Source organism: Vibrio ouci, from assembly GCF_004551525.1.
Lineage (GTDB): Bacteria > Pseudomonadota > Gammaproteobacteria > Enterobacterales > Vibrionaceae > Vibrio > Vibrio ouci.
Genome location: NZ_SATR01000021.1, coordinates 61,020 through 81,332, shown reverse-complemented (window position 1 = coordinate 81,332; position 20,313 = coordinate 61,020). Strand labels below are relative to the sequence as shown.

Sequence of the window (20,313 nt, the reverse complement as noted above, 5' to 3'; positions counted from 1 at the left end):
TCGGTCTCTCGATAGAGGAGCCATCATTTAATCGAACTACCAGATAGAAGAACTTTAGTTGCAGTTAAAGTCTGGGTCTCACCTTACCCGATTGGAGCGCTTATTATCCATACAATAATTTAAGCAGATTCGCAACGCTTGGCACTTTTGGTTTGAATCAGCTTTGGTGATTACGGCACAATACTTTTAGTGAGTGGCAGCGTTGCTCACTACTTAATTGGGCGTTATATGCCAATACAGCTAGGAAGTAAAAATGAACTTTGTATATGAATTTCTATATGTGCTTTCATTGTCCAAACGCACTCAATTAGCATTGATTTTTGGCGTCGTTTTTCACTTCGTAATTTTATTGGTCGGCAAATACTTCATCGCTGAAATTGAGTTCCAAGGGGTAATGAAACCTTTGGAAGATGCCGCAGTTGGGAAGCTATTACATAGATACGACAAGGTAGCATTGTTTGCCTTAGTTTCGTTCTGGGTCTTGGCTTTTAAGTGCTATCGCAAAGATCGCAAAAGGCTATATAGCTTGTAGTTCTTGCTTTGGGTGCTCACTAAGGGACTCTCAGGCTTTGGGTTCAGGCATATAACAAGCGGTTTGGCGAGATTATAATAAGGATGGGGAGAGACACTTAACAAATACGTTTTGTGCAAGAGCGGGCACGCGCTATGGGCCACTCCCTTCGTATAACGACTCTGCTGCTTGGTTAAGCTTGATGCAGCATTATGGGTTGCCTACGAGATTGCTTGATTGGAGCCGCTCGTCTCTCATTGCTATTTATTTCGCTATTGAAGATTACCTGGATGGTAAGCACACTCAACCTGTTGATGCGAGTATCTGGGTATTAAAACCTCATGTTCTAAACGAAATTGAGGGGCTTGGAAGCGTCACGCCTTCCATCAATGCTCATATGTGTCATCCCATGATCTCGCCGGCTTTCTCTCATCGCGGCAAAGAAAACAACAAGGTGATGGCCGCGATGGCCGCTGAAAGTGATATGAGAATGTTTGTCCAGCAGGGCTGTTTTACCATCCACTCCGAGCAAAAGCCGTTAACTGATAAGTCTAGTAACGAAAGCTTCCTTAGCGAGTACATTATTCCCGCTGAATGCATATTTGACGTTGCACAAACGATCGACATCATGGGCTTTCGAAAAGGGGATATCTATCCAGACTTAACTAACTTAGCGATTGAATTGCGAGCGCGCTAGCTACTCGAACATAATCTATCTGACTAGAAAAGTAGCTAAGTTATAACTCTCTCTTCTTGCCACATGGTGTCATTTTTCAGCATCGAGTTCAGGATGACGACCATTTTGCGCACGCATGCGATGATGGCGACTTTCTTTGGTTTGCCAGCATCAACCAGCCGCGTATAAAACGTTTTAAAAATCGGGTTACATTGCATGGCCGACATCATCGCCATATAAAGAGTCGTTCTGACTTGAGCTCTTCCTCCTTGGGTTACACGCCTTCTTTTATAACCACCGCTCTCCTTAGTTATAGGGGCGACACCTACGAGTGAAGCGGCTTGTTTATTGGTAATGTAACCGAGTTCAGGAAGGTTACAGATGAGGGAGGCAGCTGCAATATCGCCAATTCCGGGGACGCTTTTCAGAATTTCACTTTTTCCCCGATACTCTTGGCACTGGTCAATGAGTGAAACTAACTTTTCTTCAAGCTTGGTGATTTGTCGGTTTAATGCTGTAAGTACAGGCTTTATGGTGGAATGCAATGGCTTAGGCAATATCTGAATACGATTTTTCTCCATTGTGCGCATGGAAAGCAACTGCTCTCGACGAGCAATCAGGTCGCTCATTAGACGCAGATCATTTGGCTTTATCGATGTTAGGGGAGGTTGAATAGCTTCACCGTAATGAGCAATAAGTTCCGCGTCGAGTCTGTCACTTTTAACTCGTCGGCCAATGGCACCCGCAAACCTTTTAATGTGGATAGGATTCGCTCTCACAATCGGCTGTTTTGCTTTTGCGCAAGCGAGTACAAAAGGCATTTCTAAGCGGCCAGTCGCTTCGATAACTATACGATCTGGCTGGTGTAGCTTAATGATCTTCAGTGCGTATTGGATTCCGATATCTGAATTTTCGACGGAGAAAAATAGCTTTAAAGGTCGAATGTGAATGTCTAATTGTAATTTACCCGTGTCTACGCCGACGGTGATGGTTTGATTCATAATTAGCGAACTCTTGTTGACTTGAAAGTTGCTCAAGCCCTGGGTTATTCGAGGTGAGTGTTTAAAGTCTACGTAGCGTTCTTGCTTGTTATCGGTCTCTCAATTGAGGAGCCAGCATTCAATCGAACTACTACATAGAAGGTTTTAGTGGCAGCTAAAACCATAGAATGACAATACCTTAAGTAGGGTCGCTATTCAGGAATAGGTGTTGGGAAATCAGAATAAAGATTTTGCTTCGGCTTGGAATTAAACACTCTGGTTTTCTGAAGTAATCTCTTTCGTTTCAGATACGATTCGTTAAGATAAATACTACTTAAGCCGTTAGAGTTGTGAGGACAATGTGTTAGAAGAAAAATGGTTAGATATCGCTGGAGACAGTTTGTATTGCTTGTCGACACCAATCCAAGATTCTCGAGAAACCTTAGTTCTAATCCATGGATTAGGTGAGTCGCATTTGTGTTTTGCGGACGCGATAGATTGGCTACCTAATTACAATCTGGTCATGTTTGACTTATGTGGGTACGGTTACTCTCCCGCGTCTGTTATGTCCCACACTACGGAAACGCAAGCGAAGCGAATCTTACAAGCATTAGAACAGTTGGGCATTGAACAGTGTTTTCTCCTTGGACACTCTTGGGGCGGTGATACGTCTACGCTAGTCTGTGACTATGATAAGCAAGGTGTGATTCAGGGCTTTATTAATGCGGAGGGGGGGCTTCATGCGGAAAACATCATCCTGTCTCAAGTGATAGCTGAGAAATATGCAGAGCTAAACCAACATGAGTTTTCTCAGTGGGTAAAAGGTGAAGGTTTTGCCTCGCGTTTTACAATGAAATGGGGTCATGGTGCGGGCGTTAAGTATCTCTCTTCAGTAAGGCGTTGTGAGCCCGAAGTGTTGGGCGAAACCGCTAGCCAGATTTATGCGCAACATAGTACTCAAGATGACAGAGGTGTTGTCGCGTGGGGACAAACGTATGAAAATTTATCGATACCGACAGCATATTTCTGGGGAACCCAAAGCCTAAAAGGTTGCAACCGGGCTATTGAATTTATCTCAACGCTTGAGAACGTCGCGTTTGAAGGCGCAAACCATTGGGTACAAAATGATCCTGCCCGTTTTTATGCAGAAGTTGATAAGTTCATTCTGAACGTACTTAAAAAATAGTGCATTTTGTCATCGTTAGTTTTTACGTGAAAACCTTCAGTATCGTAAGACTCTATCTGATAGACTTCGGCTTTCAAAATTAGCATCGCAGGAATACCCAAACATGAGCCAAGACCAGCCCAATAACCCATTGCACGGATTGACCTTAGAAAAAATCCTTGTGCGATTACAAGAGCATTACGGTTGGGAAGGCCTAGATGCAGAAATACAAATCAACTGTTTCTATAGTAATCCTTCAATCAAGTCCTCTTTAAAGTTTTTACGACGAACTCCGTGGGCAAGAGATAAGGTTGAAGCCCTGTATATTGAGACCTTTTGCAAGTAGAACACACTAAAAGAGCAATACAGAATATCTAAGCGACCACGGAAGGCTGCTTGGTGATTAGCCGCTGTTTTGTAATTGCTAAGTCCTCTACCTGATTGATTCATTTGGACTCCTTCAAAACTGGAGTCTAGTTCTCACTCGCCGTTGCATAGATGTTCTAGTCTATAGCCAGCAGACAATGTAAAGGAGCTGGTTATGAACAATGAACGTCATGGCATTACCCTTGGGATTGAGCGTATACACGATCAATCTATCCTCGTCTTTAAAGTTACCGGAAAGCTTACCCATCAAGACTATCAAGCCATTACTCCGGTTCTCGACTCCACACTGCAGGCTGTAAACCGCAAGCATATTAAGATGCTTGTTGATATCACCGAGTTCTCAGGTTGGGAGTTACGTGCAGCGTGGGATGATTTTGAGTTGGGTTTAAAGCTCGGTTTCAAACTGGAGAAAGTTGCGATTTATGGTGACAAAAATTGGCAAGACTTAGCGTCGAAAGTGGGCGGATGGTTTATCTCTGGAGATATGCGTTCTTTTGGCGATTATCAGTCCGCTATCGAGTGGCTAACCGACTAGTTCTTGTTACTTTTACGATTAAAAATTTCGATTTTTCTTGATTGTGTTATTTGCTTGGTTTATAAAATGAGTTCTCAAGCATAACTCTATGATTATATTAGTTTTTACTAACCTTTAATAACATGGAGAAAGGCGATGAGAAATAACAATGATGGTAAAAGGCTAGTGGGCCGAATTCGTAAGTATTACAAGGCGGATGATTTTCAAGTGACCGCTAGCGGCTTGTCCGTTGGCAAAGACTGCTACCGTTTGAGCAAAATAAAACGTGTAGAGGTACGCAAGTTAGGCTGGAGAGACAATGCTGTGAATATTGTTTCACTTGCTTTAGTCCTTTCAGCGGCAACTTGGGCGTTTGTCCCTCAATTTGGATTCATTGCTTTGGCGCTTACCTTCGTTATCGGGTTTTCTTGTTGGCGAAAACATGAGTTGAGAGCAGAGTTTATCGGGACAGATGAAACCGGTGATCATTGGGTTGCTCTTGCAAGAGGCTGCACCAAAAAAGAGTATCAAGTCTTTAAAGATGTTGAACTTGCCTTACGCAATCAAAAGTAATGAAAAGCTCGCCATGTCATATGGCGGGCTTTTTATTTGTGGTATTTCAAAGTACTGATCTTGAGCGGCGTCAGTCTAATAGATATGTATGAGATTGATTAAAGAGTATTGATTAATAAACACTCAGTCCTCATGTGCAGTATATGGATGAGTGAGAAGAGTCAATTATATGGAATACCTACTAGCCGTCGTTTTATTTGCTGTGTCATCGTCAGTCACACCAGGGCCAAACAACATCATGGTCATGACGTCAGGTGTAAACTTTGGCATAAAGAAGAGTTTGCCACTGCTCACAGGTATCTGCGTTGGCTTCACCATCATGCTGTTGATGGTCGGGTTAGGATTTTCCGAATTGTTTGAGCTTTTTCCGTCTCTGCACTTTATCATCAAGTGTGTTGGTGTCGTTTATCTTTTATATCTCGCTTACCTTATCGCGGGCTCTTCGACGTCAGTTGAATCAAAACATCAAACACAACCCTTTACCTTTATGAAAGGTGCTTTGTTCCAATGGGTAAATGCAAAAGCGTGGATCGTTGCCACGGGTGCTATCGCCGCATTCACGACTACTGGGGCGAGCTTTTTAAGCCAAAACCTGATGATTGCGTTGACCTTTTTCTTAGTCTCTTTTCCATGTGTAGGCGTGTGGCTACTATTTGGATCAGTCTTGAAAAAGTTGTTAAACAGCGAGCGCTACAAGAAATGCTTTAACCTAGTCATGTCAGGTTTGCTGGTATTGTCGGTCTTACCTGTTCTAGGAGAAATTGTCGACCAACTTGTCTAAAGGTGAAACGTTTAGCGATTTACTTCAAGAGTTGTTCAGAACGTCCACCTAAAATAGAAACAGATTGTGCGTTGGAGGCTCGGTCAAAATGCACATTGACTCGAACACCGGCTTTTTCAAATATAACGTCGTCAAAGTCGGTCATTGCGATTTTGAAACCTTTGCTCGCAAATAAGCTAGTGACTTGAGTTCGTTGGCCAATTTTTAACGCTGATGAAAGCAGTTTGTCCATAACCATCTCCTCCTTGGTTTATCTGTTGCTGATAAAGCGTAGTATGAAAATGAATGCTTATACAACTTAAGTTAATTTTATATGCAATGAAAGCGGCGCATATTACTCGCTTAAGCTGCCATTAAGCTTTACCATAGAGTCAATAGTCACTGAATAAAGAGATAGTTATGTCGTTCCCTCCTTGCCCAAATTGTTCCTCTGAATATGTGTATCAAGACCAAAGCAACTTAGTGTGCCCAGAGTGTGCGTACGAATGGAACCCTGAAGAAATTGCCGCAGAGAAAGAAGCCAATGCGATCAAAGATGTGAATGGTGCGGTGCTGGAGCAAGGCGATAAGGTCACGTTTATTAAAGATCTCAAAGTGAAAGGAAGCTCAGCAGTGCTAAAGATTGGCACTAAAGCGACCATTCGACGCATTGTGGAAGGCAAAGATCACCAACTTGATTGTAAATTGGATAAAGGCGGCGAGATGATGGTCACCGCCAAATATGTTAAGAAGGCTTAACGCCCTTGATATCAATCTAATAATGATAAAAACGCCTCAATAATCGACGGATCATTGAGGCGTTTTTTGTTACTGACTAACGGTTATAGATAGCGATTAGCTAAGTGTTGCTTAAAGTGACTTGCGTTTAGCGTTTCACCCGTGGCTTGTTTCACTAACTCATCGGTTGTGAGTAAGCTGCCTTTACTCCAGATATTGTCTGATAACCAAGTAAATATCGGGCTAAGATCTCCGCTGCGAATTGCGCCATCAACATCGACGCTTTGCTTCATTGACGCCATAAATTGCGCCGCATACATCGCTCCTAAGGTATAAGAAGGGAAGTAGCCGAATGCGCCGTCCGTCCAGTGAATGTCTTGCATACAGCCGTTCTTAAAATTGCCTTGAGTTGATAAGCCAAGGTATTGCTGCATTTTGCTATCCCAGAGCTCAGGGACGTCAGTGTGCTTGATGTTGCCATTGATAAGATCGCGCTCGATCTCATAACGTAAAATAACGTGAGCAGGGTAGGTGAGCTCATCAGCATCGACTCGGATAAAGTCTTTCTTCACTCGGGTATAAAGCTTCTGGAAATTCTCTTGAGTGAACAGGGCTTTGTCATGCTGAGTAAAGTGCTTGCCTGCGAGCTGCGCAAGATGCTGAATAAAGGCGTCACTTCGGCCAACCTGCATTTCAAAAAACAGTGACTGCGATTCGTGAATACCCATTGAACGAGCTTCGCCTGAAGGCAATCCAGCGAGAGCAGTCGGCAGGCCTTGTTCATAACGAGCATGGCCAGTCTCGTGGACAATGCCCATCAACGATTGAACAAACTCGTTCTCATCGTAACGAGTTGTGATTCTTACATCACTCGGGACACCGCCACAAAATGGGTGCACGCTTTCATCTAATCGACCGTGTTCGAAGTCAAATTGCAATAGCTTCATCACTTCTAAGCCGAGCGCTTTCTGTTTGCTGGTCTCGAACGTACCTTGTGGCTCAATGAAGTGCTCAGTTGATTGCTTTTCGATGACTTGATCAATCAGATCTGGTAGCCAAGTTTTTACATCATTAAACAGTCGGTCAAGAGATTCAGAGCTCGTACCCGGCTCATAAATATCGAGCATGGCGTCGTAAGGGGTTAGGTTATTCGCCTCTGCTCTTATTTGCGCTTCTTCTTGAGATAGCTTAACCACTTCTGCCCAGTTCTTTTCGAAACCTTGCCAGTCGTTATCACCGCGTTGGCTACGCCATGCATGTTCACATTTTGAACCCGCTAATGATTTCGCTTGCACCAAAGACTCAGGAAGTAAGTTTGCCTGCTGCCACTGACGCTTAAGCTCTCTTAGCGTTGCACAGTCTTGAGTGTTGAGAGTTTCTTGTTCAGCTTGAGCAAACCAATCTGCAAGCTGCGGCTGCGTGTGAAGAGAGTGGATATGAACCGATAACTCAGCAACCGCGCTGCTGCGAGCCTCATTACCGCCAGAGGGCATCATTGCTGCTTGATCCCAACCAACAATGGCTGCAAGGTGTTCAAAGTGAGATATTTTCTGAGAGTGGGCTACTAATTTGTTGAATGCGCTCATAAATCGCCTTCCGTGACTGGATAAAAAACAAAGTCTACCAACCTAAATCGGGTAGACCAAGTTATTACCGCTTGTTTTATCCATGGTTAGCGAGTTGCAATTCCGTTTCTTGTATTGTTAATTTGACGGGCCAGCCATAGCTTTCGTATTCAATCAGTAGTGCGTTAGCCACATCTTGGCTGACGTTAACTTGTATCCATTTACCAATGCCCATTACCTGGTAAGAGAGCTGTACCATCACCATGTGTTTCTTCCCCCCGAAGTGACATGTCGTGAAATAGGTTGTTACCTAACGGCATACTAAATAAATTTTAATGGGCTGTCATTCAGTACATCTGCATGCATTAAAAAATGTGAGTTCAATCATTAGTGGAACTATGATCACGTTTTTAGTAGGGTGTTTTATTGCCAGATTGGGGTAAGAGGGTTCAATATCGACATGAGCCTCCCACTAGCCACTGTCATAGGAGTTGACGTGTTCAATAATTTTGAAGCTTTTTTGTTAGCGATAACCATCCTTACACTGACGCCGGGTTTGGACACCGCGCTGGTGGTACGTAACTCTTCACGTGGCGGTTTTGCCGATGGTGCGACAACCAGTTTAGGGATCTGTCTTGGCCTTTTTGTTCACGCCACGTTTTCAGCAGTGGGCATCTCTGCCATTTTAGCTCAGTCTGCTGAGTTGTTTAACCTTGTTAAGATGGTCGGTGCGGCGTACCTGATTTGGTTAGGAATGACGACCCTAAGAAGTGTTTGGAAAGGGAAGGTCGGATCGCTGGCGACAGAGTGCGCGCACACACGAATCGACGTTAAGCGCTCACTGAGAGAAGGCTTTCTTTCTAATGTGCTTAACCCTAAAACCGCGGTGTTTTATTTGGCCTTTTTACCTCAGTTTATTAATCCTGAAGGTTCGGCATTTGTGCAATCTTGCTTGATGGCGAGTATCCACTTTGTGATTGCGATGATCTGGCAGTGTGGACTGGCGGGATTGCTAAACTCGGCAAAGAGTCTGTTGAAAAGTGCGACCTTTATGAAAAGGATGGAAGCGACGACCGGGGCCGTGTTAGTCGGTTTGGGGATAAAACTCATGGTGGAAGAATAAAAAAACAGCGACCGAGGTCGCTGTTTTTTACTGGGTTAGTTTTGCAACTGAGGCTCTTTCAGTGAGTTAACACTGGCGGCGAAGTATTGTTTGGTTTCTTCAATCACTACCTGACGCAGCGCGATGAGGCCAATCAGATTAGGTATCGCCATCAAACCGTTGACGATATCGGCAATAATCCAAATCATATCGAGGTGAAGGAATGCACCTGATGCGACTAAAGCGACAAAGATAAACTTGTAAGGTAATACCGCTTTGGTACCGAACAGATACACAACGCAGCGCTCACCGTAGTAGTTCCAGCCTAGAATCGTCGTGAAGGCGAAGAAGATTAGGCCAATAGAGACCAGCATTGGGCCAAATGTCTGTGCGTTGAGACCAACAGCAAACGCATGGGTGGTCATCGCTGCGCCCGCAAAGTCACTTTGCCATGCGCCAGTTAGGATCAACGCTAGGCCTGTCATGGTACAGATGATAATAGTATCGAAAAACGTACCTGTCATTGAGATCAGGCCTTGCTTAACACATGAGTCTGTTTTTGCCGCCGCTGCAGCCATTGGTGCACTACCAAGGCCCGATTCGTTAGAAAATACCCCGCGTGCGATACCAGACTGAATAGCCAGCATAATACTTGCGCCTAAGAAACCACCTGTTGCCGCCGTTGAAGTAAACGCAGAAACAAGCACCAATTCTATTGCTTCAAGCAGCTTATCAGCATTCATGATGATCACGCTTAAGCAGGCAAGCACATAGAACAGCGCCATAGTCGGAACGACCTTACCTGCGACATTAGCGATGGATTTAATACCGCCCAAGGTAACGAAAGCAACTAGAAGGGTTAGTACGCTGGCTGAAATCTCGCGTGAGACACCAAAAGAGATCTCGCTCGCGTCCAAAATAGCGTTTACCTGAGGGAAGGTGCCAATACCGAAGCAGGCCACGCCTAAAGCAAAGACCGCAAACATAACGGCTAACGCTTTTGAACCTACGCCATATTGCAGGTAATACATTGGGCCACCGATCATCTGACCGTTGCTGTCTTGCTGGCGGTATTTTACTGCCAACAAGCATTCAGCGTATTTTGTTGCCATACCGAATAAGGCTGCCAGCCACATCCAAAACAGTGCGCCTGGACCACCTAGTTTTATCGCGGTTGCGACACCAACAATATTACCAGTACCAATGGTGGCAGATAGAGCAGTACATAACGCGGCGAAGCTTGAAACGTCACCTTGCTTATTAGAGTCATCTTTACTGAAGACCATTTTGAGGGCAGTAGGCAGGTGTCGAAACTGTAATAGGCCTAAGCGAAAAGTGAAGTAGACACCAGTACCAACGAGCAAAATGAGCAGCGGTGGGCCCCAGACAAAATTGTCGATTGTTTTAAGTAAAGATTGTAGGTTATCCATGATTTCCCCTTAAGTGATAATGCTTATTTAAGGAGAAGAGTGAAAGCGCAGAGATCGCGGATCTCTGGTATTGATGCACAACAAACGCCATGCAGCAGAATAGGTCTTTCCACTCCTCTGTCCTTTTGCCTGAGAGTTTCACACTACCAATTAGGGTAGAGCTTGCTCCTTCGGCGACCGCTTTCTACAACTAAGTAGTACGGTTCTCTCCAGAGGTTCCTCCAACGACAGTCCTCACCACAACGTGGCACCTGAAAGATTTACTTCTTCGGTAGGTTATTCTTACCAAATGTTAAAATTTGGTAAATAACCACTCTCCTGCAGTCTTCATCGGAACGATTATCCAACTAGTGGATAAAAGTTAGTCAACAGTTCTGAAATCATGCTGACGTGTGAACTCTATCATTCTTTTGGTGTAATTCAACCAAAATTTTCATATGAAATAACAATAATTTTGCGGTCGAATTTCAATGTCTTAATGGTTTGGGTGTGTCATTTTGACTTGTGTAAATTGTGAGTCAATATGACTTATTATTGGGTTGGGGTTGTTTTATTTGCTTGTTTTATAAGGGTTAGTTTATTTGGCAAGGAAACTGCAATAGAAGGGTAAAACAAAATAAAGATCACAGTGAGGTCGATATGATTGCTCAACCAACGAAAAAAAATTTCAGTATGTTACTCTCATTCTCTAACGTTGCTTTAGCGGTAACGGCGTTGGCTATGCTTGTGAGTGTACTGATTTCTTACCCTTATGCAGACGCATTCTCTTTGCCTCAACAAATCGCGGCGCATATAAGTACGATAGTGATCGCTGCGTTTCTTAAAGTCAGTTACGTTTTGAGATGTTTAGCTCAGTACAATTTAGGGTTAGAGGTAAGGTAGCAGATAAAAAAATAGCGCCGTTATGGCGCTATTCTTTATTTAGAAGTAGTTAGCATCAACGAGTTCGCTCGTTTTTACTGATGTCACTTCTTCACGAGCTTCTAGCCAAGCGACAACTTGTGCTTTCTGCTCTTCAGTCACATCGGCATAACGTTCAGTGCAGCATAGGAAACCTTCAAAAAGTTCAAGGCCACCGCCGCCGAAACATAAGCCAAGAGCGTCTACATAATCAATGAAGTCATCAACAAACGTATCGTAACGATCGAAGTCGTTGATCGTCGTTTCACAGCTTAGTTCGAAGCCAAGCATTGCAAACTCACCTAAGAACAGTTTTTTCTGAATACGACGTTTTTTGTTGTTTAATTGGTATGGTTTCATATCTAATATCTCACTGATAATTGTGAGTCCTTTATACCCCAAATTGCCGTTGTCACCAAATTAAATGCTAGCTCACACCGGTAGTTGATGATTGTTTGTCCTGTTAGTGCGACCTTGAGCCAATGTGCTCTGTTTGCTCGACAAGAAACCTACGTAATTCTGACTATTTAGGGACAAAAATGGTATAAAGTAAGAAGTAGAAAGTCTGCCTAAGGAGAGGTTATGACAAGGTTATTGGCTATAGTATTTTTGATCGCGTTAGCTTATGTGTTGATACGTTATCGAACCAGCGAGAAGCTACAAAAATACGTTGTGATTACCATGGTATCTGGCTTTTTAATCTATACCGCGACATTAATGGTCACAGAACTCATCCGCTAACGACTCGGAGCAAAGAATTGAACGAACAAACCGATAGCCAAGAAAATGATGACGTTGTTGTCATTGAAGAGCGAGATAAACGCACTCAGATATATATCATTATTGCTGGCGTTTTAGGCTTGGCATTAGGGGGCTTGATTGGCTCAACGTTGACCGCAAAAAAATGGGAAGAGACTTACCATACGTTGGAACAACAGTATCAAACGCTGGCCGCTGACAAGAAACAGATGGCTGTTCGAGTGGAAGAAAAAGTCGCTAAAGTCGATGATGAAGTTGAGCAGAAGCTGCAGCTGGCCATCCAAGAGCAACAAGAAGCTCACCAAGCGTCTATGAGCAAGCTTGAGCAGCAAGTGAAAGAGTTGGAAAAAGTGAATCTTTCGCTTGAGCAGCAAGTCACAACGCAACGTGAACAACTTGATAGTGCTAACTCTAAAAACAGCAAACTGAACCGCCAAGCTGATATGCAGGCGACCATGTTTGAACGTTCAAGAGAGTTGTTCCAGCAAGAATTGAAAGTGAAGCAAGAGTTAGAAGCGTTAGAGAAAGAGCGTGACGAGCTAGAGCCGAAACTGGTAGCGCTTAAAAAAGCCTGTGATGTCTACCTTGAAGGGACTTCGTGGGATGCAAAATCAGATGCGTGCGATAAGCAAGACGAAGCGAACTCTCGATTGAGCCAAATTGAGCAAATGATTCGAGTTCATCAAATGGACTTGAAACAGATGCAAGCATTATCGGAAGAGCTTGGTTTGTAAGCCGTACCATAATCAAAGAATTCATATAAAGCGCCTACAGAGGCGCTTTTTTTGTAGGTCACCTAAGCTAAATAGAACAATATGTTCATTTCGTCCTCTCGAAATGTTGAATTTGCGCTACTGTTTATATGAGCACAGGGATTGGTAAGGCATCGGATGCAACTGGTTAAAATTAATCAAGGTATGCAGGTAATCGTCTATATTGCGTATATAGGGGCAGTAGGCATTACTTCGCACGGGTTGATTTCGCAGCCTCACCCTTGGGAATACGCCTATTACCTGTTTCCCGCTTTTCTCCTTATGGCATTGGTCGTCACATCAGAATCTTTAAAACATATCTTTGCTTTTTCAGCCACGGCGCTGTTTATCTTTGGTGGGTTAGTCCAATCGTTTCCCTTAGATGCGATTAAAGAATGCTTGTTTCTATTGCCTTTCTGCTACATCGTCCTTTTCCCTGGCACGTTGTGGCCAATAGCGGTGTGTGCTGCTTTGATCAATGGTTATCTATACCAATTGTCGCTATCGGATTTTGATGCGTTTATTGACACCTCTTTAGAGCTAACCGCCATTACGCTGTTTGCCACTCTAATGACTTATTACTATGTGAAAACCAAGCAGCAAGCGGCAGAGTTTAGAACCAAAAGTCAGACTGATTATCTGACCAAACTGCCAAACATGAATGCTTACAAAGATGCGATAGCACAGGTCGACAAAGCGAATGCAATCCACTTCGGCTTGATTCATATTGGATTGGTTGGTTTTAAAAATGTGAATGATAGATTGGGCTATCGGCATGGTGATGATTTACTGGTGGCTTTTGCCCAGCACATGCGTGATGTGATTGGTACGGATGGCACGGTCTATCGCTTGGGTGGGGATGAGTTTCTGGTATTGGTTGAGAGTGAAGAGCTAACCAATAAACTGGAAGATTTAGTGTCTAAACTCAATGAAAATCAAAGAATTATGTACAGTGTTGATGACACGTCACATCGCTTAAGCTTTTGTATGGGGATTGCACTTGCAGAAGATGCATCTGGCAGTAACGAAGTGTGGGAAAAGAACGCCGACTTTGCCTTATTCAAAGCTCGCTCAGATCATGACAACAATGTTTGCTGGTTTAATGACGAGTTACTTGGCGAGACGATTCGCCAGCATCAAATAGAAACGGAAATTAAATCGGCGCTGAAAAGTGAGCAATTTGTGCTGATGTTTCAACCGAAAGTTTCGGTGGATTCTGCTCAAGTTATGGGGGCGGAAGCCTTGCTACGTTGGAATCACCCACAGTTAGGTATGGTGCCGCCTACTGAGTTTATTCCTGTGGCTGAAAAGACCACCCAAATTGTCCCTGTCGGCCACTGGATCATTTATGAGGCTTGCAGACAGGCAAGGATGTTCAATGACGCAGGAACGCCAGTGTGTATTGCCGTGAACGTATCCACGGTACAGTTTGCCCATGCGGATTTATTTGATGTGGTGGTCAAAGCGCTTAAAGAGATCAAACTGCCTTCTCACTTACTGCAGCTCGAAATCACCGAATCGACCTTGATGAGCGATCCGGAGAACATTACCGATATCTGCAGGCAGTTACGGGCAATAGGTGTTTCGATTGCGATCGATGACTTTGGGGTAGAGTATTCAAGCTTGAAATACCTTAAGCAACTACCGGTCGATATCATCAAGATCGACAAATGTTTTGTCGATGAGTGTGCGACCAGTCACTCCGATCGCATCCTGATTAGGACCATCATTCAAATGGGTCACAGTTTGGGTATAAAGCTGGTGGCTGAAGGGGTAGAGGCTCAAGAGCAACTCGATGTGCTGGCGCAAGAGCAGTGTGACCAGTATCAGGGCTATCTGTTTTCTCAACCTTTATCTCGTGACGAGTTTTTCTCAATGCTAAAACAGCAAGAGGTGAGTGAGCCCGTAGTGATTAGAAAATAAGCCGCTATTCGAAGATAAGGTGTAATCCGTAAATAAAAAGCCGCATCATGCGGCTTTTTTAATCGAAGGAGTAGAGGATTAATGTGTCAGGTAGTGATACATAAACTCTGTTACCTTAACCATATCTTCAACCGCAATGAATTCTTCAGTCGTGTGGACCTTAGCCATCCCCGTTGAGATGTTCACTGTTGTTAGACCTTTCGCATTGAAGTTGTTTGCATCGCTACCACCGCCGGTGCCTTTGGTGTAAGGGCTAGCGCCAATCGCTTCAAACGAACTCTTCACCGCTTGAATATGCGGGTGGTTATCATCAATAACAAAGGCGTTATACGCGCGAGTTGACTCGATCTCTAGTTGCGCACCGTGCTTGTCGGCAGCCGCTTGGAATGTTGTGATCATATGCTCAACTTGTGCCGTCAGTTTGTCATCGTTCAATGAACGTGCTTCAGCGACCACTTTTAGTTCAGGCATAACGATATTGGTTGCGCAGCCCCCTTCGACGATACCAATGTTGGCGGTAGTTTCTTCATCAATACGTAACAGGTTCATTTGCGTGATTGCTTCAGCGGCAACTTGAATCGCGCTGATACCTTCCTCGGGTGCGAGACCGGCATGAGCAGGCTTACCAATGTACTTAGCAACGATCTTTTGCTGACCAGGGGCTGCGTTTACGATAGTGCCAATCGGGCCGCCAGTATCTAACACTATCGCTTTGTTAGACTGAATGAATGACATGTCGAAGTGTTCAGAACCAAACAGTCCGCCTTCTTCGTGAACAGTAAACGCAATCTCAATCGTCTTATGGTCTGCGTTTTGTTCTTGGATAATACGAACCGCTTCCATAATGGCTGCGATGCCCGATTTGTCGTCACCACCAAGAATCGTATTGCCTTTTGAGCGAATGATGCCGTCTTCAATCACGGGCTCGATGCCTTTACCTGGAGTAACAGTATCCATATGGCAGCTTAATACGATGCTTTCTTCTAATTGGCCTTCAAGACGAGCGTAGATGTTGAAGCCGTTAGAGATCTCTTGCGGTACTGGCAACTTGTGCACAGTAAAGCCAAGTTCCCCAAGTTGTTCAGAGAGTGTTTCAGCGATCTGCTTTTCATCACGCGATTCGCTGTCGATTTGGATCAGTTGGCAGAAATGGTCGATTAGGCGTTCACGGTTTATTTGAGTCATTGTAATACCTTGTATGGGAACAGAGGCATTACCTTATCGTTGTGGCACGAGACAAAGCCTGCGTTAAATCAAGTAATCGGCCGCTCTTGGTAAATTTTCAGCAAATTCTATTTACGTTAAGCAAAATTGTATTTGAGGGTACATGTTGTCACTCAATGAGAGCTAAGGTGCAATAGCTATAAAATGTGTCCATAAAGGTGTACGGAAACTGGCAATGTAAATAAAATGTTACTTCAATTTGTAGTTTAAGCTTTTGATTTATAGCAATAAGTTTTAGTGTTAACATGTTATTTACACTTGTATTCGGGTGGTATCAAGATTGTCAACTGCAGGCAAAAGGTTCAATTATTCCTCGATGTGATCCAAGTTATTAAGAGAAACACGGAGTTAACCAATAACGAGGGATCTAAAATGAACGAAGCGTACAACCCACTAGGCACCGATGGCTTTGAATTTGTCGAATACACGGCGGCAGATCAAGAGGGCATTGAGAAGTTAAAAAACTTGTTTAACTCTCTAGGGTTTGCAGAAGTCGCGAAGCACCGTTCAAAGGAAGCTTGGTTATATCGCCAAGGTGATGTGAACTTTATTGTCAACGCACAGCCTCATAGCCAGGCACACGGATTTGCTAAGGTACATGGTCCGTCTGTTTGTGGCATGGCTTTTCGTGTTGCAGATGCAGCAGTGGCGATGAAGCAAGCGTTAGAGAATGGCGGAAAAGAGTACGTGACGGAAATTGGCCCGATGGAGCTGAGCATTCCAGCAATTTACGGCATCGGTGAAAGCTTGCTCTATTTTGTCGATCGTTACCAAGACGGCAGTATTTATGAAGTCGATTTCCGTTTCTACGATGACGCCAAAGAGCGCTTGGCAAAAATGGATGTTGGCCTATATGAAATCGACCATCTGACTCACAACGTGAAGCAGGGCAATATGGACGTATGGTCTGGCTTCTATGAGCGTATAGGTAACTTCCGCGAAATTCGTTATTTTGATATCGAAGGCAAACTGACGGGCCTTGTCAGTCGAGCAATGACAGCACCATGTGGAAAAATCCGTATCCCAATTAATGAATCTTCAGATGATAAGTCGCAAATCGAAGAGTTTATTCGCGAATACAATGGCGAGGGCATCCAACATATCGCCCTAACCACAGATAACATTTATCAAACGGTTCAAACCCTGCGCAACCGCGGTATGGACTTCATGCCGACACCAGATACTTATTATGAAAAAGTGGACGACCGTGTACAAGGCCACGGTGAAGATGTGGCGAAACTGCGTGATTTACGCATCCTGATTGATGGTGCGCCAATGAAAGATGGCATCTTGCTGCAGATCTTCACACAAACGGTGATTGGCCCAGTATTTTTTGAAATTATCCAGCGTAAAGGTAATGAAGGTTTCGGCGAGGGTAACTTTAAAGCGCTGTTTGAATCCATCGAAGAAGATCAAATTCGCCGCGGGGTGTTAGACGATGCATAAGTGGATTACATTCCCTCACCGGGAGGGAGTGTGCTCTAAGCAAGCACATGCCGATTTCCCGCAGGAGGCTATTTACGAGCGAGAAGCGGGGCGAAGTGGCTTCTTTGGCCCTGCCTCACACTTTCATCACCAACACGCACCGACAGGCTGGAGTGAGTGGGATGGGGAGTTAAAACCGCGCGCATTCGATTTCAGTGACGTCGAAACAGCCACTCAAACGTCACCTTGGGCGGTGCCTCATTTGCTACACAATGCAAACTGCAAAGTCAGAGTGTGGAAGTTTGATAAAGAGATGAGCCATTTGGTGCGTAATGCTGACGGTGATGAGCTGCTATTTATCCACCAAGGTAAGGCAGACCTATTTTGTGACTACGGCCATTTAAAAGTAACGGAAGGGGATTACGTGATGATCCCTCGTTCGACGACATGGCGCATTGAGCCACATGAGCCAATGTTTGTTCTCATGATTGAAAATACCGATGCCGCGTACACTTTGCCAGAGAAGGGGATGGTCGGTAATCACGCCATATTTGACCCTGCGGTCTTAGATGTGCCCAAGATTGATGAGGCGTTTAAAGCGCAATACTCAGATCAATCGACGCAGGTACACATTAAACGCCACGGTGATGTCAGTGTCGTAACTTACCCATTTAATCCGCTCGATGCCATTGGTTGGCATGGCGACCTTGCTGTGGTTCGCGTCAACTGGCGTGATATTAGGCCGTTGATGTCTCATCGCTATCACTTGCCTCCTTCTGCGCATACCACGTTTGTCGGCCAAGGCTTCGTCGTGTGTACGTTTGTGCCAAGGCCAATCGAAAGCGACCCTGGTGCGCTGAAAGTGCCTTTCTATCATAGCAATGATGACTACGATGAAGTGCTGTTTTACCACGCCGGTGATTTTTTCAGCCGAGACAATATCGAAGCGGGTATGGTGACATTCCATCCGGCGGGATTTGCTCACGGACCTCACCCAAAGGCGTTCAAAGCAGGACAAGAATATAAGAAGAAGTTTACCGATGAAGTCGCGGTGATGATTGATACTCGTCATGCACTTGAGTTTAGTGATGAAGCAAAACAAGTAGAAAATCAGCAATATATCTACAGTTGGCAGGAAAAGTAACGCGAGGATAAAGTATGAAGTTAGCTAGCTTGAAAAATGATAGCCGCGATGGCTTGTTGGTCGTTGTCAGTAAAGATCTTGCTAAATGCGTTGCTGTTCCTGAAGTGGCTCAGACGATGCAATATGCGTTGGATAACTGGGACAATGTTGAACCACAGTTAAACGAAGTGTATGTGGCTCTCAATAATGGTGAACTGACTCAAGAGATGGCTTTTGACCAGTCGCTGTGTGAATCGCCATTGCCACGCGCTTATCAATGGGCGGATGGTTCCGCTTACGTCAACCATGTTGAATTGGTCAGAAAAGCACGCGGTGCTGAGATGCCGCCTAGCTTTTGGACTGACCCTTTGATGTACCAAGGTGGCTCTGATGCCTTTATTGCTCCTAGAGATGATATTCCGGTAGTCAGTGAAGAGTGGGGGATTGATTTTGAGGGGGAAGTTGCAGTAGTCACAGGTGATGTGCCAATGGGAGTATCGGTTGAAAATGCCGCCAAATCGATTCGATTGCTGATGCTTGTTAATGACGTCTCTTTGCGTGGCTTAATTCCTAATGAGCTAGGTAAAGGGTTTGGTTTTTTCCAATCTAAACCGTCTTCGGTCTTCTCGCCGGTGGCAGTAACGCCAGATGAGTTAGGTGCAGACTGGGATGGCGGAAAAGTGAATCTGCCACTGCTGAGCTTCTATAACAATCAACCTTTCGGTTGTCCGAATGCTGGCGTCGATATGACCTTTGAGTTTCCTGAGCTAATCGCGCATGCCGCCAAATCTCGTCCTCTGTCTGCTGGAGCGATTATTGGCTCAGGCACGGTATCGAATAAGCAGGGCACGGAATATGGCACGGCAATCTCTGAAGGGGGCGTAGGTTACTCGTGTATTGCGGAAGTGCGCATGATTGAAACCATCCGTGATGGGTCTCCATCGACCTCGTTTATGAAGTTTGGTGATCGAATCAAGATGGAAATGCTAAATCAAAGTGGTGAGTCGATTTTCGGTTCAATCGATCAGCAGGTGGTGAAGTATGCATGATCGTATTCTTTATGGTTACTGGCGCTCGTCGGCGGTTTATCGAGTACGTATTGCACTAAACCTAAAAGGTCTAGACTACCAACAGCGCTCTGTGCATTTGGTTAATAACGGTGGGGAGCAACACTCCACCGAATTTAAGCGTCTAAACCCCAATCAACTAGTGCCAGTCTTAATGGACAATGGTCTGGCGCTTAACCAGTCATTGGCAATTATCGATTATCTCGACGAAACCTACAGCGATGTTCCGCTGGTTCCAAAAAGTGGCGAGTTACGTTATTTGGTGAAAGCGATGGCGCAAGATATTGCTGTCGATGTGCATCCATTAAACAACTTACGTGTTTTGCAGTATTTGAGTAATGAACTTCATGTTGATGAAGATGCAAAGAGTGCTTGGTATAAACACTGGATAGCCACCGGGTTTGAAGCCTTGGAGCAACGTATCTCAGTTACGCGAGGTCAGTACTGTGTGGGCAACGAAATCTCGCTGGTGGATGTCTGTTTAGTCCCTCAAATGTACAACGCGCAGCGTTTTGGCGTCGATCTGACGAGTTATCCGAATCTAGTTGATGTGACAACGTCACTTGGCAAGGTAAGGGCATTTATTCAAGCCGCCCCTGAACATCAGCCGGATGCGGTGTAGCTCACACATCCCATAAGAATAAAAGACCTACATGATGGGCTGTCATTGTGGCTAATGCTAGAAAGCAAAAAGGCCACTCAATGGCGGCCCTTATTTCTTCTCGGAGAAGCGAACAAC

General features: G+C 44.6%; 24 protein-coding genes, 1 pseudogene and 1 riboswitch. Of the genes and pseudogenes, 17 read left to right on the top strand and 8 right to left on the bottom strand.

The genetic code is table 11. The annotated features are described in order from the left end of the window. Nucleotides 1-253: 253 nt before the first annotated feature. Together ELS82_RS14625 and ELS82_RS14620 are read left to right on the top strand one after the other, a co-directional pair. Entirely contained in the window at nucleotides 254-532 is a 279-nt protein-coding gene (locus tag ELS82_RS14625) for a hypothetical protein (RefSeq protein WP_134836138.1), read from the top strand. 91 nt (nucleotides 533-623) lie between these two features. After that, a pseudogene (locus ELS82_RS14620) lies at nucleotides 624-1,208 on the top strand (FRG domain-containing protein); the annotation flags it as partial. Between the two features lie 35 nt (nucleotides 1,209-1,243). On the opposite strand, the gene ELS82_RS14615 reads toward ELS82_RS14620, so the two are convergent. Beyond that, nucleotides 1,244-2,188 (bottom strand): IS110 family RNA-guided transposase, encoded by a 945-nt coding sequence (locus ELS82_RS14615; RefSeq protein ID WP_134836137.1) that lies wholly within the window; start codon nucleotides 2,186-2,188, stop codon nucleotides 1,244-1,246. 340 nt (nucleotides 2,189-2,528) lie between these two features. On the opposite strand from ELS82_RS14615, the gene ELS82_RS14610 reads away from it, so the two are divergent. Together ELS82_RS14610 and ELS82_RS14605 are read left to right on the top strand one after the other, a co-directional pair. Then, a complete protein-coding gene (locus ELS82_RS14610) occupies nucleotides 2,529-3,353 on the top strand; it encodes an alpha/beta fold hydrolase (RefSeq protein ID WP_134836136.1) in 825 nt (274 codons plus the stop codon). Nucleotides 3,354-3,456: 103 nt separating this feature from the next. Next, a complete protein-coding gene (locus ELS82_RS14605; protein ID WP_134836135.1) occupies nucleotides 3,457-3,678 on the top strand; it encodes a VF530 family protein in 222 nt (73 codons plus the stop codon). Here ELS82_RS14605 and ELS82_RS26325 read toward each other — a convergent pair. Further along, complete coding sequence (locus ELS82_RS26325; RefSeq protein ID WP_167489324.1) at nucleotides 3,576-3,782, bottom strand: hypothetical protein; 207 nt, start codon at nucleotides 3,780-3,782, stop codon at nucleotides 3,576-3,578. The two genes, ELS82_RS14605 and ELS82_RS26325, sit on opposite strands and share 103 nt — an antisense overlap. A gap of 91 nt (nucleotides 3,783-3,873) precedes the next feature. On the opposite strand from ELS82_RS26325, the gene ELS82_RS14600 reads away from it, so the two are divergent. The 3 genes from ELS82_RS14600 (at nucleotide 3,874) to ELS82_RS14590 (ending at nucleotide 5,587) form a co-directional block, all read left to right on the top strand. Further along, entirely contained in the window at nucleotides 3,874-4,254 is a 381-nt protein-coding gene (locus tag ELS82_RS14600) for a SpoIIAA family protein (protein ID WP_134836134.1), read from the top strand. A gap of 135 nt (nucleotides 4,255-4,389) precedes the next feature. Next, nucleotides 4,390-4,806, top strand: a complete 417-nt coding sequence (locus ELS82_RS14595) for a DUF6232 family protein (protein WP_134836133.1) — start codon at nucleotides 4,390-4,392, stop codon at nucleotides 4,804-4,806. A gap of 169 nt (nucleotides 4,807-4,975) precedes the next feature. After that, entirely contained in the window at nucleotides 4,976-5,587 is a 612-nt protein-coding gene (locus ELS82_RS14590) for a LysE family translocator (RefSeq protein ID WP_134836132.1), read from the top strand. 19 nt (nucleotides 5,588-5,606) lie between these two features. Here ELS82_RS14590 and ELS82_RS14585 read toward each other — a convergent pair whose 3' ends face one another. Continuing rightward, nucleotides 5,607-5,819: a hypothetical protein gene (locus ELS82_RS14585; protein ID WP_167489330.1), complete on the bottom strand. Its 213-nt coding sequence runs from the start codon at nucleotides 5,817-5,819 to the stop codon at nucleotides 5,607-5,609. 167 nt (nucleotides 5,820-5,986) lie between these two features. Between ELS82_RS14585 and ELS82_RS14580 the strand changes: the two genes are divergently transcribed. Continuing rightward, nucleotides 5,987-6,325, top strand: coding sequence for a zinc ribbon domain-containing protein YjdM (locus tag ELS82_RS14580; RefSeq protein ID WP_134836130.1), 339 nt, complete (start codon nucleotides 5,987-5,989; stop codon nucleotides 6,323-6,325). An 83-nt stretch (nucleotides 6,326-6,408) separates the two neighbouring features. On the opposite strand, the gene ELS82_RS14575 is transcribed toward ELS82_RS14580, so the two are convergent. Further along, a complete protein-coding gene (locus tag ELS82_RS14575) occupies nucleotides 6,409-7,890 on the bottom strand; it encodes a carboxypeptidase M32 (RefSeq protein WP_134836129.1) in 1,482 nt (493 codons plus the stop codon). A gap of 76 nt (nucleotides 7,891-7,966) precedes the next feature. Continuing rightward, the gene (locus ELS82_RS26320; RefSeq protein ID WP_167489328.1) at nucleotides 7,967-8,134 is read right to left on the bottom strand and encodes a hypothetical protein; all 168 of its coding nucleotides are present in this window, start codon (nucleotides 8,132-8,134) and stop codon (nucleotides 7,967-7,969) included. Between the two features lie 195 nt (nucleotides 8,135-8,329). On the opposite strand from ELS82_RS26320, the gene ELS82_RS14570 reads away from it, so the two are divergent. Further along, entirely contained in the window at nucleotides 8,330-8,992 is a 663-nt protein-coding gene (locus ELS82_RS14570) for a LysE family translocator (protein WP_208733182.1), read from the top strand. A 35-nt stretch (nucleotides 8,993-9,027) separates the two neighbouring features. Here ELS82_RS14570 and ELS82_RS14565 read toward each other — a convergent pair whose 3' ends face one another. Beyond that, nucleotides 9,028-10,401, bottom strand: coding sequence for an alanine/glycine:cation symporter family protein (locus ELS82_RS14565; protein WP_134836127.1), 1,374 nt, complete (start codon nucleotides 10,399-10,401; stop codon nucleotides 9,028-9,030). A 107-nt stretch (nucleotides 10,402-10,508) separates the two neighbouring features. After that, a riboswitch (glycine riboswitch) is annotated at nucleotides 10,509-10,624 on the bottom strand. Between the two features lie 416 nt (nucleotides 10,625-11,040). Between ELS82_RS14565 and ELS82_RS14560 the strand changes: the two genes are divergently transcribed. Continuing rightward, nucleotides 11,041-11,283 carry a hypothetical protein gene (locus tag ELS82_RS14560; RefSeq protein ID WP_134836126.1) on the top strand — a complete coding sequence of 81 codons (243 nt, stop codon included), beginning with the start codon at nucleotides 11,041-11,043 and terminating at the stop codon, nucleotides 11,281-11,283. Between the two features lie 39 nt (nucleotides 11,284-11,322). On the opposite strand, the gene ELS82_RS14555 is transcribed toward ELS82_RS14560, so the two are convergent. Beyond that, complete coding sequence (locus ELS82_RS14555; RefSeq protein WP_134836125.1) at nucleotides 11,323-11,661, bottom strand: 50S ribosome-binding protein YggL; 339 nt, start codon at nucleotides 11,659-11,661, stop codon at nucleotides 11,323-11,325. Between the two features lie 222 nt (nucleotides 11,662-11,883). Here ELS82_RS14555 and ELS82_RS26315 point away from each other — a divergent pair, with 222 nt between their 5' ends. The 3 genes from ELS82_RS26315 (at nucleotide 11,884) to ELS82_RS14545 (ending at nucleotide 14,735) form a co-directional block, all read left to right on the top strand. Next, on the top strand, nucleotides 11,884-12,042 hold the full coding sequence (locus ELS82_RS26315) for a hypothetical protein (protein WP_004413776.1): 159 nt from the start codon (nucleotides 11,884-11,886) through the stop codon (nucleotides 12,040-12,042). Nucleotides 12,043-12,059: 17 nt separating this feature from the next. After that, nucleotides 12,060-12,794: a chromosome partitioning protein ParA gene (locus tag ELS82_RS14550; RefSeq protein WP_134836124.1), complete on the top strand. Its 735-nt coding sequence runs from the start codon at nucleotides 12,060-12,062 to the stop codon at nucleotides 12,792-12,794. A gap of 156 nt (nucleotides 12,795-12,950) precedes the next feature. Further along, complete coding sequence (locus ELS82_RS14545) at nucleotides 12,951-14,735, top strand: putative bifunctional diguanylate cyclase/phosphodiesterase (protein WP_134836123.1); 1,785 nt, start codon at nucleotides 12,951-12,953, stop codon at nucleotides 14,733-14,735. A 78-nt stretch (nucleotides 14,736-14,813) separates the two neighbouring features. Here ELS82_RS14545 and ELS82_RS14540 read toward each other — a convergent pair whose 3' ends face one another. Then, nucleotides 14,814-15,920 carry a M20/M25/M40 family metallo-hydrolase gene (locus tag ELS82_RS14540; protein WP_134836122.1) on the bottom strand — a complete coding sequence of 369 codons (1,107 nt, stop codon included), beginning with the start codon at nucleotides 15,918-15,920 and terminating at the stop codon, nucleotides 14,814-14,816. A 411-nt stretch (nucleotides 15,921-16,331) separates the two neighbouring features. Here ELS82_RS14540 and hppD point away from each other — a divergent pair, with 411 nt between their 5' ends. Genes hppD through maiA form a run of 4 tightly spaced genes read left to right on the top strand, consistent with a single transcriptional unit; the run spans nucleotide 16,332 to nucleotide 20,196 of the window. Next, the gene (gene hppD / locus ELS82_RS14535; RefSeq protein ID WP_134836121.1) at nucleotides 16,332-17,405 is read left to right on the top strand and encodes a 4-hydroxyphenylpyruvate dioxygenase; all 1,074 of its coding nucleotides are present in this window, start codon (nucleotides 16,332-16,334) and stop codon (nucleotides 17,403-17,405) included. Further along, nucleotides 17,398-18,528: a homogentisate 1,2-dioxygenase gene (locus tag ELS82_RS14530; RefSeq protein WP_134836120.1), complete on the top strand. Its 1,131-nt coding sequence runs from the start codon at nucleotides 17,398-17,400 to the stop codon at nucleotides 18,526-18,528. Before hppD ends, ELS82_RS14530 begins: the two co-directional genes overlap by 8 nt. 14 nt (nucleotides 18,529-18,542) lie before the next feature. Beyond that, nucleotides 18,543-19,556, top strand: a complete 1,014-nt coding sequence (locus ELS82_RS14525; protein ID WP_134836119.1) for a fumarylacetoacetate hydrolase family protein — start codon at nucleotides 18,543-18,545, stop codon at nucleotides 19,554-19,556. Then, nucleotides 19,549-20,196 carry a maleylacetoacetate isomerase gene (gene maiA, locus ELS82_RS14520; RefSeq protein ID WP_134836118.1) on the top strand — a complete coding sequence of 216 codons (648 nt, stop codon included), beginning with the start codon at nucleotides 19,549-19,551 and terminating at the stop codon, nucleotides 20,194-20,196. Before ELS82_RS14525 ends, maiA begins: the two co-directional genes overlap by 8 nt. Nucleotides 20,197-20,313 lie beyond the last annotated feature (117 nt).

What these genes read in the sequence shown, in the direction of transcription:
- ELS82_RS14625 (WP_134836138.1), top strand. Translation starts at nt 254, where the DNA reads ATGAACTTTGTATATGAATTTCTATATGTGCTTTCATTGTCCAAACGC.
- ELS82_RS14615 (WP_134836137.1), bottom strand. Translation starts at nt 2,188, where the DNA reads ATGAATCAAACCATCACCGTCGGCGTAGACACGGGTAAATTACAATTA.
- ELS82_RS14605 (WP_134836135.1), top strand. Translation starts at nt 3,457, where the DNA reads ATGAGCCAAGACCAGCCCAATAACCCATTGCACGGATTGACCTTAGAA.
- ELS82_RS26325 (WP_167489324.1), bottom strand. Translation starts at nt 3,782, where the DNA reads ATGAATCAATCAGGTAGAGGACTTAGCAATTACAAAACAGCGGCTAAT.
- ELS82_RS14600 (WP_134836134.1), top strand. Translation starts at nt 3,874, where the DNA reads ATGAACAATGAACGTCATGGCATTACCCTTGGGATTGAGCGTATACAC.
- ELS82_RS14595 (WP_134836133.1), top strand. Translation starts at nt 4,390, where the DNA reads ATGAGAAATAACAATGATGGTAAAAGGCTAGTGGGCCGAATTCGTAAG.
- ELS82_RS14590 (WP_134836132.1), top strand. Translation starts at nt 4,976, where the DNA reads ATGGAATACCTACTAGCCGTCGTTTTATTTGCTGTGTCATCGTCAGTC.
- ELS82_RS14585 (WP_167489330.1), bottom strand. Translation starts at nt 5,819, where the DNA reads ATGGACAAACTGCTTTCATCAGCGTTAAAAATTGGCCAACGAACTCAA.
- ELS82_RS14580 (WP_134836130.1), top strand. Translation starts at nt 5,987, where the DNA reads ATGTCGTTCCCTCCTTGCCCAAATTGTTCCTCTGAATATGTGTATCAA.
- ELS82_RS14575 (WP_134836129.1), bottom strand. Translation starts at nt 7,890, where the DNA reads ATGAGCGCATTCAACAAATTAGTAGCCCACTCTCAGAAAATATCTCAC.
- ELS82_RS26320 (WP_167489328.1), bottom strand. Translation starts at nt 8,134, where the DNA reads ATGGTGATGGTACAGCTCTCTTACCAGGTAATGGGCATTGGTAAATGG.
- ELS82_RS14570 (WP_208733182.1), top strand. Translation starts at nt 8,330, where the DNA reads ATGAGCCTCCCACTAGCCACTGTCATAGGAGTTGACGTGTTCAATAAT.
- ELS82_RS14565 (WP_134836127.1), bottom strand. Translation starts at nt 10,401, where the DNA reads ATGGATAACCTACAATCTTTACTTAAAACAATCGACAATTTTGTCTGG.
- ELS82_RS14560 (WP_134836126.1), top strand. Translation starts at nt 11,041, where the DNA reads ATGATTGCTCAACCAACGAAAAAAAATTTCAGTATGTTACTCTCATTC.
- ELS82_RS14555 (WP_134836125.1), bottom strand. Translation starts at nt 11,661, where the DNA reads ATGAAACCATACCAATTAAACAACAAAAAACGTCGTATTCAGAAAAAA.
- ELS82_RS26315 (WP_004413776.1), top strand. Translation starts at nt 11,884, where the DNA reads ATGACAAGGTTATTGGCTATAGTATTTTTGATCGCGTTAGCTTATGTG.
- ELS82_RS14545 (WP_134836123.1), top strand. Translation starts at nt 12,951, where the DNA reads ATGCAACTGGTTAAAATTAATCAAGGTATGCAGGTAATCGTCTATATT.
- ELS82_RS14540 (WP_134836122.1), bottom strand. Translation starts at nt 15,920, where the DNA reads ATGACTCAAATAAACCGTGAACGCCTAATCGACCATTTCTGCCAACTG.
- hppD (WP_134836121.1), top strand. Translation starts at nt 16,332, where the DNA reads ATGAACGAAGCGTACAACCCACTAGGCACCGATGGCTTTGAATTTGTC.
- ELS82_RS14530 (WP_134836120.1), top strand. Translation starts at nt 17,398, where the DNA reads ATGCATAAGTGGATTACATTCCCTCACCGGGAGGGAGTGTGCTCTAAG.
- ELS82_RS14525 (WP_134836119.1), top strand. Translation starts at nt 18,543, where the DNA reads ATGAAGTTAGCTAGCTTGAAAAATGATAGCCGCGATGGCTTGTTGGTC.
- maiA (WP_134836118.1), top strand. Translation starts at nt 19,549, where the DNA reads ATGCATGATCGTATTCTTTATGGTTACTGGCGCTCGTCGGCGGTTTAT.